The organism is Brevibacillus soli (assembly GCF_044759095.2).
Taxonomy (GTDB): domain Bacteria; phylum Bacillota; class Bacilli; order Brevibacillales; family Brevibacillaceae; genus JBIYSM02.
Map to the genome: position 1 here is coordinate 1 of NZ_JBIYSM020000033.1, position 12,928 is coordinate 12,928.

Annotated in this window: 14 protein-coding genes; 7 read left to right on the top strand and 7 right to left on the bottom strand. The window is 54.7% G+C overall.

Features of this window, described 5'->3' with window-relative positions; all coding sequences use genetic code 11:
- Positions 1-338: 338 nt before the first annotated feature.
- Positions 339-488: a hypothetical protein gene (locus ACE99V_RS14075; protein ID WP_400491754.1), complete on the bottom strand. Its 150-nt coding sequence runs from the start codon at positions 486-488 to the stop codon at positions 339-341.
- Positions 489-629: 141 nt separating this feature from the next.
- On the opposite strand from ACE99V_RS14075, the gene ACE99V_RS14080 reads away from it, so the two are divergent.
- Positions 630-1,139 carry a 2'-5' RNA ligase family protein gene (locus ACE99V_RS14080; RefSeq protein ID WP_400491756.1) on the top strand — a complete coding sequence of 170 codons (510 nt, stop codon included), beginning with the start codon at positions 630-632 and terminating at the stop codon, positions 1,137-1,139.
- A 75-nt stretch (positions 1,140-1,214) separates the two neighbouring features.
- On the top strand, positions 1,215-1,667 hold the full coding sequence (locus ACE99V_RS14085) for a GNAT family N-acetyltransferase (protein WP_400491758.1): 453 nt from the start codon (positions 1,215-1,217) through the stop codon (positions 1,665-1,667).
- A 70-nt stretch (positions 1,668-1,737) separates the two neighbouring features.
- Here ACE99V_RS14085 and ACE99V_RS14090 read toward each other — a convergent pair whose 3' ends face one another.
- The gene (locus ACE99V_RS14090; RefSeq protein WP_400491760.1) at positions 1,738-2,589 is read right to left on the bottom strand and encodes a PHP domain-containing protein; all 852 of its coding nucleotides are present in this window, start codon (positions 2,587-2,589) and stop codon (positions 1,738-1,740) included.
- 101 nt (positions 2,590-2,690) lie between these two features.
- Here ACE99V_RS14090 and ACE99V_RS14095 point away from each other — a divergent pair, with 101 nt between their 5' ends.
- Complete coding sequence (locus tag ACE99V_RS14095; RefSeq protein ID WP_400491762.1) at positions 2,691-3,050, top strand: hypothetical protein; 360 nt, start codon at positions 2,691-2,693, stop codon at positions 3,048-3,050.
- A 1-nt stretch (position 3,051) separates the two neighbouring features.
- Here the strand turns inward: ACE99V_RS14095 and ACE99V_RS14100 are convergent, their stop codons facing one another.
- The gene (locus tag ACE99V_RS14100) at positions 3,052-3,957 is read right to left on the bottom strand and encodes an MBL fold metallo-hydrolase (RefSeq protein ID WP_400491764.1); all 906 of its coding nucleotides are present in this window, start codon (positions 3,955-3,957) and stop codon (positions 3,052-3,054) included.
- 293 nt (positions 3,958-4,250) lie between these two features.
- On the opposite strand from ACE99V_RS14100, the gene ACE99V_RS14105 reads away from it, so the two are divergent.
- Both ACE99V_RS14105 and ACE99V_RS14110 read left to right on the top strand, forming a co-directional pair.
- Positions 4,251-5,621 carry a hemolysin family protein gene (locus ACE99V_RS14105; protein WP_400491766.1) on the top strand — a complete coding sequence of 457 codons (1,371 nt, stop codon included), beginning with the start codon at positions 4,251-4,253 and terminating at the stop codon, positions 5,619-5,621.
- Between the two features lie 69 nt (positions 5,622-5,690).
- Entirely contained in the window at positions 5,691-7,991 is a 2,301-nt protein-coding gene (locus ACE99V_RS14110) for a UvrD-helicase domain-containing protein (protein WP_400491768.1), read from the top strand.
- Positions 7,992-8,206: 215 nt separating this feature from the next.
- On the opposite strand, the gene fabI is transcribed toward ACE99V_RS14110, so the two are convergent.
- The 3 genes from fabI to ACE99V_RS14125 all read right to left on the bottom strand — a co-directional run bounded on the left by fabI (position 8,207) and on the right by ACE99V_RS14125 (position 10,076).
- Positions 8,207-8,986: an enoyl-ACP reductase FabI gene (fabI, locus tag ACE99V_RS14115; protein WP_400491770.1), complete on the bottom strand. Its 780-nt coding sequence runs from the start codon at positions 8,984-8,986 to the stop codon at positions 8,207-8,209.
- Positions 8,987-9,100: 114 nt separating this feature from the next.
- Positions 9,101-9,274, bottom strand: a complete 174-nt coding sequence (locus ACE99V_RS14120) for a hypothetical protein (RefSeq protein WP_400491772.1) — start codon at positions 9,272-9,274, stop codon at positions 9,101-9,103.
- A gap of 76 nt (positions 9,275-9,350) precedes the next feature.
- Complete coding sequence (locus ACE99V_RS14125; protein WP_400491774.1) at positions 9,351-10,076, bottom strand: ZIP family metal transporter; 726 nt, start codon at positions 10,074-10,076, stop codon at positions 9,351-9,353.
- A 245-nt stretch (positions 10,077-10,321) separates the two neighbouring features.
- On the opposite strand from ACE99V_RS14125, the gene ACE99V_RS14130 reads away from it, so the two are divergent.
- Positions 10,322-10,942 (top strand): MerR family transcriptional regulator, encoded by a 621-nt coding sequence (locus ACE99V_RS14130; protein ID WP_400491776.1) that lies wholly within the window; start codon positions 10,322-10,324, stop codon positions 10,940-10,942.
- Positions 10,943-11,035: 93 nt separating this feature from the next.
- Entirely contained in the window at positions 11,036-12,124 is a 1,089-nt protein-coding gene (locus tag ACE99V_RS14135) for an HD-GYP domain-containing protein (protein ID WP_400491778.1), read from the top strand.
- 54 nt (positions 12,125-12,178) lie between these two features.
- On the opposite strand, the gene ACE99V_RS14140 is transcribed toward ACE99V_RS14135, so the two are convergent.
- Complete coding sequence (locus tag ACE99V_RS14140; RefSeq protein ID WP_400491780.1) at positions 12,179-12,877, bottom strand: TerC family protein; 699 nt, start codon at positions 12,875-12,877, stop codon at positions 12,179-12,181.
- Positions 12,878-12,928 lie beyond the last annotated feature (51 nt).

Genomic DNA, 12,928 nt, shown 5'->3' on the forward strand with positions numbered 1-12,928 from the left:
TTCGGAATCTGGGCTCATAACCTCAGAAGAGCAGCCCAAATGGCCAAATAAGCAACGATTAACGGATACAGTTACACAGTAGCCCCCTGAGATTCACCACAATGAGATGCTTCTGCCAAAAAACGATTTTTTCAGGAGTAACTAGCTAACGCTGGTGTCGGCTGGGGCCCCGAACACTTTTCTTGTGGCTGTATTCGATGTCCCAATGTTATAAATTCTGATATACCAAAAAAGGTCACCCTGGCCTATGAGACCTTTGCGGGTGACCACACGTGGGGCTATTGGCAGGCGAACCTGCCGCGCATGCTGCGCACCTTTTTTGGGTAAACTTACCGTGGTTATTCTTCCTGGTTGGTCTCGTCTCTCACGGGTGAGGAAACCGCTTCCTCAAATTCTGCCTTGCGGATGGCGGTCAAGAGGGAGAACGTGAGGAATGACAGCGTCAACAACACAAGAAAAATAAAGGTAATCATCAGGGCAACTTTCATGTAAACACACCTCCCTACTCTTTACAGTCTGTCCCGAGCAGGATGGAATATACGAGTTGCCGCGCAAGATTACACAAGTGGAGAATTTTCTGGTAAAATAGACAGATAGCATTGTGATGGAGTAAGTAAGGAGGGATTCTTATGAAGTACAGTATCGTTGTTTTTCCATCCAGCAAAGTCCAAGAAGTAGCCAACTCCTACCGTAAACGCTACGACCCGACTTATGCCCTGATTCCGCCGTACATCCGCCTGAAAGAGGCGTTTGACCTTGAGGAATCCGAACTGCCGAAGCTCGTTTCCCACCTGGAGCAGGTGGCCGGCTCGACGGAAAGCTTCACGGCACATTTTCACCGCGTGTCCACGTTCCATCCGACCAACAACGTGATCTTTTTTGCCGTGCAAAACAAGGAGCCGTTTGAGCGTCTCCATCACAAAATCGTGGAGCACTGCGTCAACGAAAAAGAGACGTACGCCTACGTGCCGCATCTGACCATCGGCCGCGATCTCTCCGATGACGAGCTGCGCGACGTTACCGGTCAGTTGAGCATGGTGAAGCTTGATCTGTCTTCCGAGATCGACCGATTCCATCTGGTTTATCAGCTGGAGGACGGCATCTGGAGCGTGTATCAGACCTTCCTGTTGAAAAAATAAAACCTCTTTTTAATAAACAAAAGCCCTCCCTTTACCAGGGAGGGGTATTTGCATTTCAGGGTGAAAGGATGAACCATGATGAACCAGGTGTACCAGATCCATATCGTTCAAAACGAGCAGGAAAAAGCGGACGCGATGTCGGTGCGTCGGATGGTGTTTATTGAGGAGCAGCAGGTGCCGGAAGATCTGGAGATCGACGAGCACGACGGCGATGACCCGTCCACCCTTCACTTCGTTGCTTATGCAGGAGACAAGCCTGTGGGAGCAAGCCGCCTGCGCAGCTATGCGCCGGGCATCGGAAAGGTGGAGCGTGTGGCCGTGCTGGGTAGCGAGCGGGGAACCGGTTTGGGTCGGCAAATCATGCTGATGATGGAAGAGACCGCCCGCCTGCGCGGTTACCGAAAGCTGAAGCTGAACGCCCAGACCCACGCGCAGCGCTTCTACGAAAAACTGGGATACACGCCGGTTGGCGACGTGTTTGAAGAAGCCGGCATAGAGCATATCGCGATGGAGAAAACGTTGAGTTAAAAAACGTTCCTGCACCGGAAAAAAGACCCCAGTCCGCCATTACTCAGATGGACTGGGGCTTTTCTGTGCGTTATGTCCGTTTTCTTTTTTCCGCAATCTCCCTCATCCGCTCCACGGCTTCCATCGGCGCGGTGGACGAACCGAGCATGGCGTGGAATGGCTCTTCTCCCCGCCAGCCGTGGAAGTCGGAGCCGCCCGTCATGACCAGTCCGTGCTCCTCCGCCAGCCTGGAATAGCGGGCGCGATCCTCTTCGTCGTTGTCGGGGTGCCAGATCTCCAGGCCGTCCAGGCCGTGGGCGATCAGGTCCTTCACCAGCTCGTCGTCGTCGTACAAGCCGGGATGGGCCAGAACGGCCACACCGCCCGTTTCCTGGATCAATGCAATGGCCTGTTGGGGAGTGATACGCGGCGGGTTGACATAGGCCGCTCCCCCTTTGCCCAGATACTTGTCAAACGCTTCGGCAATCGATTGGACGACGCCCATCTCCATCAGCTCCTCCGCGATGTGGGGCCGGCCGATGTTTTTGTCCGTCTCTCCCTGCTTGCGGCGGTAGACGCTTTCCAGTGTGATCGGAATGCCCAATTCGTTCAGTTTGGCGATCAGCATCTGGTGTCGTTTGTACCGCGTTTCCCGCAGGTCATAGAGCTTTTGCCCAAACGCCTCCGACTCGTGCGGGATGAAATAGCCCAATACGTGGATGTCCTGGCCGTTGGCGGCCGAGCTTATTTCCACGCCGGGAATGACCTCGATGTCGTATTCCTTCGCCGCTTCCAACGCTTCCCCGATGCCTGCGATGATGTCGTGATCGGTAATGGCGACGGCGGCCAGTCCCGCCTCTTTTGCAATCCGGACGTTCTCCGCCGGCGTGCAGGTCCCGTCCGACGCTCGCGTATGCGTATGTAAATCTGCTCGTTTCGTCACGATTGACGCACCTCTTTCTTTTCTGCGTGTAATTCTGAAAGCACAGGGGCCCTCATATGATGGGAGAAAGCCACTTTTCATAAAAAGCAAGGAGGATGCCCATGCAGTTGAAAAGCAAAACCCTCACCGGCGTAGTACAACCGCTGTCGTTTGTCGACAAGATGCTGAGGCAGCAGGGCTTTCATCGCGCTGGCGGGGAACATACGCCCACCTACGACGTCGTCATGTACGACTCCGCGACGAGCACCTCTTATTTTCTGCGCATCCCTACCAACTTTACGCACAGTTCCTCCGGCAAAGGCGAATTGACCGTCAGATTCGGCCAGCCTTACCTCGAAGCCAAGTTCTACATGCACAACCCTGCGGAAGACTTCATCATCCCCAAAGCCATACGTGATGCGGCCGAACACAAGCTGGCGGAAATCGCCGACTATCTCTGTGCGTCTCCTTCGCTTTCGTAACCTACTCTATTTTGCTCCACAGCAGCTGGTTTGCCGCAAACCGGTAACGGATCCGCTCTTCCCTCAACAGTCCGACGAGATATCCCATAAACGCCGTGCGGTAGAGCACGTAACCCGTCATGTTTTCCAGGGATAACTGCAAGCGCTCGCACAGAAGGGCCAGCCCCTGTTCCAGGGTCCGTTCCTCGGCGAGAATCGATTCGATCATGTCCATTAACCGTCGGTGACCGTGAATGTTTCGGGTGAGAATCGGTTCGACGGCAGTCGTGTACGGCCCATGCCCCGGCAGGTATCCGGTGTAGTTGGTCTCCACCAGCTTGACGAGGCTTAGGATCGTCTCGTGCGCGTCGATGAGAAACGGCAGCTTGTGCTTCTCCAGCGTCTCCTCGCCAAAGTAGCTGTCCGCGGCGAAGCAGATGTCGTCGCACACCAGCCCGACCTGCTGCCAGCTATGACCGGGCAAGGAGAGGATCGTGAACGACACGCCATCGATCTCGACTTTACCCTCCGTCGGCAGAATCCGGTCGACCCTTGACGCTTCTGCAAGCAGGAATTTGTTCCTCAGCTCCGGGAGAGGCTGCGCTCCCATGCCGAGATAGATCGGCTCCAGAAGCGGACAGCGGATAATCGCTTCCTCCAGCGGCGGCGCGTACACCAGCGCGTCCGGCCAACAGCCGAGCAGGTAGGCATTGCCGCCGAAGTGATCGGCGTGGGCATGCGTTTGGACAATAGCAACCAGGGGTTGGGCCATCGCGTCCAACCCTTTCTTGATTTTTTTTGCCGTCTGCGCGTCAAGCCCCGAATCGACCAGGATGGCTCCGCTCTCTCCCAGCACCACGCCGACGTTGACGCTCCCGGGAAAATACCCGACGCGACTCGTAATCATTTCCGGTTGAAGATGGGACATTGGGTTTCCCTCTTTTCCTTTCATTTCCCATTATCTTCTCCATTTCATTCCTGTTCCCTTCTTCACGGATTGTCCTTCCGCGAAATGTACCAGCGAATCGGATGGTTTTGACTGTTTGGTTTTTTTGCTGGTATACTAGACGGTAACCGTAAATGTATATTCGCCCTTTTTTCAGAAAAAACAGCTCGTCAGGCCAGGCCTTGACGAATGTTTGGGAGGGTGTGATCGTACATTTATCCATAACAACAACATATACGTGGAGGTGAATTCTCCTCCTTTCGATCCTTGAAAGGATGGAGACCTGCTTGGAGAGTTCGATAGGTCCGATAGGGGAGGTTACGCTGAACCTGCTGCTCGTCCTGTTTTTGGTCTTTTTGAACGGCTTCTTCGTTGCAGCAGAGTTTTCGTTGGTAAAAGTACGCCAAACCCGGCTGGTCCAACTGGTAAACGAGGGGAACAGCAGTGCCAAATACGCCCAGAAGGTGACACAGCAGCTTGATGCGTACCTGTCTGCGTGTCAGTTGGGCATTACTCTTGCCTCGCTGGGACTGGGTTGGGTTGGTGAACCGGCAATCGCCCATTTTGTCGAACCATTATTTGTACAATTGGAAATGCCCCACTATCTGGTGAGCCCGATCTCGTTTGCCATCGCATTTGGGATCATTACGTTCCTGCACATTGTCTTTGGTGAGCTGGCACCCAAATCTCTGGCCATTCAAAAAGCGGAAACCACCTCGCTGTGGACGGCCGCACCGCTGATGGTTTTCTACAAGCTCAGCTACCCGCTGATCTGGCTTTTGAACGGTGCAGCAAACTTCTTCATTAGACGCTTAGGTGTAGAACCGGCGACAGAAGAAGAGTCCGCCCACACCGAAGAAGAGATTCGCCTGCTCGTGAACCAGAGCCACAAGAGCGGCCATATCGACCAGACAGAGCTGGCCCTCGTGGACAACGTCTTTGAATTTTCCGAGCGGCTTGCCCGCGAGATCATGATTCCGCGGATTGACATGGTTTGCCTTTACGATGACAACACGTTTGAGGAAAACCTGGAAATCATGCGCGAGTCGCGTCACTCCCGCTTTCCGGTGGCACACGAGGACAAGGACCGTCTGATCGGCTTCGTGCATACGACAGACTTCTACCTCTCCGCTCTAACCAAGGGAAAAGCAGACCTGAAGGATTTTCTTCGTCCGCTCCTGACCGTTCCGGAATCGATGGAGATCAGCCACGTGCTTCGGCTGATGCAAAAGCGCCGTTCGCAGTTGGCCATCGTCATCGACGAGTACGGCGGCACTGCCGGTCTCATTACGATGGAAGACATTTTGGAAGAGATCGTCGGCGACATTCAGGACGAATTTGATGAGAACGAGCGACCGGAAATCGAAAGCTCCAACAACGAATTGTCCGTCTCGGGCAAAACACTTTTGACCGAGCTTAATGATTATATTCCGATTGAAATCTACTCTGACGAGGTAGACACGATCGCCGGCTGGCTGTACAGCCAGTTGAACGAAGAAGTGGCGGAAGGGCGATCAGTCAAATACCAGAACTACCTCTTCACCATTACCGAGCTGGAAAATCACCGCATCACGCGGGTAGGCATTACCCACGTTGGCGAGGACGAACCGGCCGACAACGAGGACGTGCTGATGCACGCCCAGTAAGAAAACCAGTAAAACCATAAGTGTCCCCTCCCTGTTGAGGGGGCATTTCTTCTTTCCGAGGTGTACGTGATGAAATTTGCCCAACTGAACGACCAGACAATCCTGCTTACACCCGCTACCTACAATCGCATCGCCGCATGGCGTTCCGAGGGAGATCATCTGCGCTGTCCCGCCTGCCAGGCTCCGCTCCGCCTGATGGCCGGCATCAGCTTTGAGCCCTATTTTGCCCATCCGGAAAACAGCGAATGCGCCTGGAAAGAGCTCGACCAGCCGCCTGATGAATGGCTCGCCGCGGCTTCGGCAGAAGCGGCAGCGGCTGTTGAATCGGAAGAAGAAGCGGTCAAGATCGGTTCCTTTCGTCTGCCCAAAAAACGGGCGATCACAGACACTGACTCCACCCCTCCCGCAGATCCGCCCTTGTACCGGAAGCGTTTGGTGCCGAAACAAACGATTCAGCACCTGAGTGAAAAACAGGCGGAGCCGCTCCATCCCGCGCAGAAGCAGGCCGTTTTGACAACAGAGGGGCCGCTGTTAATCCTCGCCGGGGCCGGCAGCGGCAAGACGCGGGTGATGACGGCTCGCACCGCCTACCTGATCCGCGACAGAGGTGTCGACCCGCGCACCATCATGGTCGTTACCTTTACCACCAAAGCTGCGGAGGAAATCAAGCAGCGGATTGGCCAGCAGCTTCCTGCCCGGCAGGCACGCGAGCTGGTTGCCGGGACTTTTCACAGCATTTTTTACCGGATGCTGTTACACCACCAGCCGGAGCGCTGGGAGCAAGGCCGTTTGTTAAAAAAGGATTGGCAAAAGTGGCGGCTGTTGCGCGAGACAGGTGCGCTGGCCGGACATGAGGAGCTCCTCGCTCTGAAGGAGGGCGAGGTGGAAGAGGCACTCGGGGTAATCAGCCGCTGGAAAAACGAGTATCTCCTTCCTCACGAGATGATCGAGCGGGATCTGAAGAGCGAGGTGGAAAAGCATGCACAGCAGTTGTACCCTCTTTACGAAGCGGCCAAACGAAAGCACGGCTGGTTCGATTTTGACGACATGCTGATCGGCTGTTACGAGCTGCTGCGGGAACACGAAGCGATTCGCACCCGCTACCAGGAGCGGATTCGCTACGTGATGATTGACGAGTTTCAGGACATCAACCGCATTCAGTACGAGACGGTGAAACTCCTGGCCGCTCCCCAGAACAACCTTTGCGTCATTGGCGACGATGACCAGTCCATCTACGGATTCCGCGGAAGCGATCCGCAATACATACTCGGCTTCACCGCCGACTTTCCCGACGCGCAGACGATTACGCTGGAAGTCAACTACCGCTCCCGCTCCTCCATCGTCGGACTGGGCTACTCGCTGATCGGCAACAATCGAACCCGATGGAACAAAGCGTGCAAAACCTTTCACCAGGAAGAGGGGGAAACCTACCTCTTCTACCCGGATGACGAGGAAGAACAAGCGTCCCGGATTGTTGACGAAATCACTCACCAATTGAAGTTGGGAGCGTCCTGCGGCGAATTTGCCATCCTGTATCGCACACACGAATCGGCTCGACCCATTCTGGAGCGGTTGACGGAAGCACGGATCCCCTTTCACTTTACTCAGGAGGAGGAATCGTTTTACGACCGGCAGACGGTTCGCTGGGTGCTCGGGTATCTGAGGCTCTCCCTCCATCATGACGACTCTGCCGCCCTGAAGGAAATCCTGCCGACCCTCTATATTTCCCAGGAGACGTGGAACACCCTGAGGAGCCAGGCCATTTTGGACGACGTTCCCATCCTGCACGTCCTGCCGAAACTGCCTCAGTGGAAGGTGTACCAGCGTAAACACCTGCAAAAAGTAGTGGATATCCTGACCGAGTGCCGGAATTGCACGCCGGTCCAGGCGCTGGAGCTGATTTACGAGGACTGTCGACTGCGGGAATATCTGAAAAAGCGCAGAAAGGAACGCTCTGACACCGCTCACGAGCGCGGTAGCGACGAACTGCAGCAGCTGCTTGCAGCCGCCAAGCGCCATGCGACGGTGGAAGCCTTTTTGCGGCACATGGAGGACATGAGCCAAAAAGAAAAAGAGTGGCGCAAACAACAGCCACTCTCCGGTGAGGCGGTACATGTACTCAGTATTCATCGGGCCAAAGGCCTGGAGTTCGATCACGTCTTCCTGCCTGACCTGGTGGAAGGCGCACTGCCGCATGAATATGCGCTGGACGAAGTGCGAAAACGGGGTTGGTCCGCACTTGAAGAAGAACGGCGCCTACTCTACGTAGCCATCACGCGTGCCCGTCACACTCTCTCCATCGGGATTCCCCAGGAGCGTTTCGGACGAAAAACCAGACCGTCCCGCTTCGTCGCCGAAATGGGGCGGTAACAGGTCCATCCGGCCCATGTAGATCATCAGTTCCTCCATGCAGGTAATCAACGGAAACATACGAACACCCCCAAAAAGTGACGCGAAGCTCCGAAGTTCATTCCGATTACTTTTAGGGGGCCCCAACTAAAAACAGGCTCCCTTCTTCGGCAGATTCTCTTGCTAGCGTGCCGAGGAAAGGAGCCTTTTATGCATGGCGAATGGTGAAGACCAGTTTAGCGGCCCATAATGCTGTAGCCCGCATCCACATGGAGGATTTCACCTGTGATGCCACGGGACAGGTGGCTGAACAGGAAGAGTGCGGTGTCGCCCACGTCGGATTGGTCGATCGTGCGGCGAAGCGGCGCTTTTTCTTCGATTTCCTTCAAGATGGCATTGAAGTTGCGTATGCCTTTTGCGGCCAGTGTGCGGATCGGACCTGCGGAGATTGCGTTGACGCGGATGTTGTCCTTGCCGAGGTCGCTCGCCAGATAGCGCATGCTCGCATCCAGGGCCGCCTTGGCTACCCCCATGACGTTGTAGTTAGGCACGACGCGTTCACCGCCAAGGTACGTGAGGGTCACAATACTGCCGCCCTCGGTCATCAGTGGGCGGGCTGCCCGTGCTACCGCTACGAGCGAGTAGGCGCTGATATCCTGTGCCAGCGCAAAACCGTCGCGGGAGGTGTTGACGAATTCGCCCTCCAGCTCTTCCGTTTTGGCAAAGGCAATGCAGTGCGCGATACCGTGAATGACGCCTACTTTTTCCTTGATCTGGGCAAAGGCCGCTTCCACTTCTTCGTCTTTGGTTACGTCGCAGTTGATCAGGATCGGCTCGTCACTCAACGTCGCAGCAAGCTCTGCCACGTTTTCGCGCAGACGCTCTCCCTGATAGGTAAAGATCAGGTTGGCCCCCGCCTTTGCCAATGACTGGGCAATTCCCCAGGCAATGCTCCGGTGGTTGGCAACTCCCATAATCACGATGTTTTTTCCGTCCAGCTGCAGTAAGGTATTCATTATGGTTCAGCCCCCTTTTGCTAGGTTTTCCCTTGCCATTATATACTATCTTGTCCCCTCTATCGAGCAGAAAGGAAGGAAAAACGAGAAAAAGGAGGTGAACACGATTCACCCCTACTCGCCCTGCTGCATGGCACGGGCCAGCTCATCCTGGGGAGCGGCCGCCGCGTTGTAGTCAAACGCCCAGGTTTCTTCCACCGGATTGAGCGAAGTTCCTGCAACCGGGAATTCCGCCTGCATGTGCACAGGCTCTTCCGCCGGCCTCAAGTCTTGTTCTCTTGCTGCCACGTCCATTCGCTCCTTTCCCGTTGATCTGCATGAAAGGCATGGCATTCATTATTAGCCTGACAGGATCGGGGCCGTTCTATACATGAACGTGCAGCTTTCCGTGCAAAAAGGTAGTGATCAGCATGTAGGACAGCATGGCCGCGAAGAAGTAGACACCGAGCTGCGCCCGTTTGGCATGTTGAATCAACGGCACGAGATGGCTTGCGGATACGTACAAAAACACTCCGGTCGTTACCGCAATCATGACGGGTGACCAGATGGGCGGAAGCATGGTCTCGACCAGCTCTACGCTGGAGGCTCCGACAAGCGTCGCAACTCCCAGGGCAGATGCCCCAAAGAACGCTTTGACCCTGCTTTTTGTGGCGGCCAGAATGAGCGATGCCACAGTAACCCCGTCCGGTATTTTATGAAGCAGCAGCGCAAGCAGGACAGAAAGCCCGAGAGTAGAGTCCAGCCGGAAACTGGCTATCAATGACACGCCCTCGACATAGGCGTGAAGCAAAAATCCGGAAAGGACGCCGATCACACTGGTGGCACCCACGCTTCTTCCGCTGTGGCCAATTTGTTCAAGGACGAACATCGCGGCAAAGCCGAGCAGGACAAACGGCGTCAGGTCGTGATGGTCACCGCCGATGCTGTGCGGCAGCAAATCCAACAGGGTGATAGCGAGAAGCAATCCTCCACTGGCGCTGATCATGGCGAACAGGGATTCTTCCGACCAGCGGCGCAGACAGAGCAGCAGTCCGCCAACACTGCTGGCGGCAGCGGCCAACAGCAAAACGAACAGAACGTCAGGTTGCATGAGACAAGCCCTCTTTTCTCCCGGTAAGTCTGTACCCACATCCCTTCCATTCTACGCGCCTGTCCCCTGCAATATGAGAGGCTTTTCCCCCGCTCGTCCTTCATGCTGCAACAGGAAAAATTGTCCAAAAATCCCGAAAACACACTAGTTTTTAGAACCTTTGTCGATTTCCTTTTTCCGGGAAAAAATGGTGCTATAATGAGCTCACCGGGAATACCTGAATGGTGGACAAGGAGTGATTCGGGATGGAAATTCAAGTGTGGATGGCTTCGAAGGAAGTGGCTGATCGTCTGAACGTTCATGTTCGCACGCTGCGAAACTGGCTGGACCTGTTTGTGCCGATGCAGGAGCGGTTGAAAAATCCGCAGGGTCACTACCTGATCAGCGAGACGGGCTTTGAGCTGTTGAGAGAGGTAAAAGAACGCAAGGACGCGGGGAACAGCTCGCTTCGAGAAATCCAAAAGCAGTTGATTGATGAGGGAAAATTGCCGGCTGACATGCTTCTCCAGGATGAAGCCGCCAGCGCGGACGAGCAGTCCATCGCCCTGACGGGACAAGCCTCGTTGAACTCCGCCTTTCACGAAGTGGAATTGACGGTACAGGAAACCCTGGTTCAATTCCAGCAGGAGCTGACGCAGCTCTCCTCTCTTTACCAGATGCAGTCCACAATCCTGCAAAAGATCGCTGATATCGAAGAGAGGCAGGAATCCCTGCGCTTGGAGATGCGCCGTGTGACGTTTGAAATGGATTTGATGCAGCAGCGGTTGACCCGCCGCAAGGAACGCATGATTCGCCACCAGCCGCGCTGGTCTCTTAATCCGTTCCGCTGGTTCACACGATCCGACCGCAGCGCTACAGCTGAATAATTTCCTCACCAGAAAAAAAGTTTGCCTACCAGGCAAACTTTTCGTGTTATAATTTCCCTTTAGAATATTCAGTCAGAAGGCAGGGCGGTTAGCGTGAGGAAATTGCACATCCATTCGGTCAAGCCGGGAGACGTCATTGCGAAAACCATCTTTCAGGAAAACGGCAACGTACTTCTGGGAAGCGGAATGGAACTCACCCAGCGATACATTGATCGGCTTGTGGCCATGGGAATTGATACCGTCTACATCGAGGACAAGCATACGGCAGATATCATTCCCGAGGATGTCATCCGTGATGAGACACGCAAGCACGCCGTCGAGTCTGTCTACAAAACCATGACCACCCTGATGGATCAACCGCAGGTACAGCGCCGGACTTCCGTACCGGATCTGGGCACGACCTTTCAAAAAGTGTTCGGCGATATCATGGTTGATTTGAGCAGCCGCGGGGACATCCTCGTCAATCTCAGCCATCTGCACGTGATGGACGGATACTTTTTTCACCATGCGGTAAATGTGGCCGTGCTGGCGGGTATCGTCGGCATTGCCAGGGGGTACAACCACAGCCAGCTGCTGGAACTGGGCGTCGGAGCCCTGCTGTTTGACATCGGAATGACACAGCTGCCGAAAGAGCTGTGGAACAAGCGCGGAGAGCTTAGCGATGAAGAGCGCAAGCGAATTCGCTATCACACCGAGGACGGCTTTAACCTGTTGCGCAACCAGCACAACGTCTCCCTGCTTTCCGCCCACTGCGCCCTGCAGCACCACGAGCGTTTCGACGGCACGGGCTATCCCCGGCAGTTGGCGGACAAACAGATCCATGAGTATGCGCAGATCGTGGCGATTGCCGACGTGTTTGACGCCCTGATTTCGCCCCGTCCGTTTCGCAAAAGCTATACGCCAAACGAAGCGACGGAATTTCTGTTTGCTGCAGGCAACAGCTTCTTCGACCTGGACCTGGTCAAGCTGTTCCTCAATCATGTGGCGATTTACCCGGTAGCCTCCACCGTCCAGTTAAGTACCGGGCATGTCGGCGTGGTTTCCGCGATCGATCCTCTTGCGGTCAGCCGGCCCACCATCCGCATTATCGCCGAACCGGACGGCTCCGCGCCCGCCGCTCCTTATGAAATGGAGTTGAAACACAAGCATTTCGTTAACGTGACGATCGTCAAAACGATGTAATCTGGTAACCAAAAGAAAAAAGCTGAGGCATCTTTTTGCCTCAGCTTTTTTTGATTAGCTGACGTACTTTTCGCTGGATACGGAATGGTCTTCCTTCCTGCTGCGTTTTTGCTGCCAGATTCCTGCGAGAAGGACACCCGCAACAATCAACACTTTGAAAGCAGTCTCGAGCCAGCTGCTGCCGGCTACCAGGGCCGCTACCACTTTTTCGTGCAGAATCATTTTTGCTGCTGCCCATGCCAACACCGCGGCGCCAACATACAGGATCCACGGGAACCGTTCCATTGCTTTCAAGATCAGCTGACTTCCGAAGATCATGATCGGGATGCTGATAATCAAACCGAGAATGATCAGGGTAAGATCTCCGTTGGCTGCTCCGGCAATGGCCAATACGTTGTCGAGGCCCATCATGATGTCAGCGATGACGATCGTTTTGACTGCGTGTATCAGGTTTTCACTGGAGTCAATTTTGTCTTCGCTGTCGTCATCCAACAACAGCTTGTAGCTGATCCAGACGAGGACGATTCCCCCGATCAGGTAGAGATACGGAATCTTCAGCAGGTACGCTGCCAACACGGTCGCGATAACGCGCACGATGACGGCGAGGAAAGTTCCCCAGAGAATCGCTTTCTTGCGATGCTCTGTCGGCAGCTTTCGACAGGCGATGGCGATGACGACCGCGTTGTCTCCGCTCAAAACAATATTAATCATGATGATGAGGAATAAGGCTGAAAGAAATTCGGTTTCAAACAATTCTGATAACCCCCTGCCCAGTATGGTGTCTTCTTTTTTTGACGAATCGGA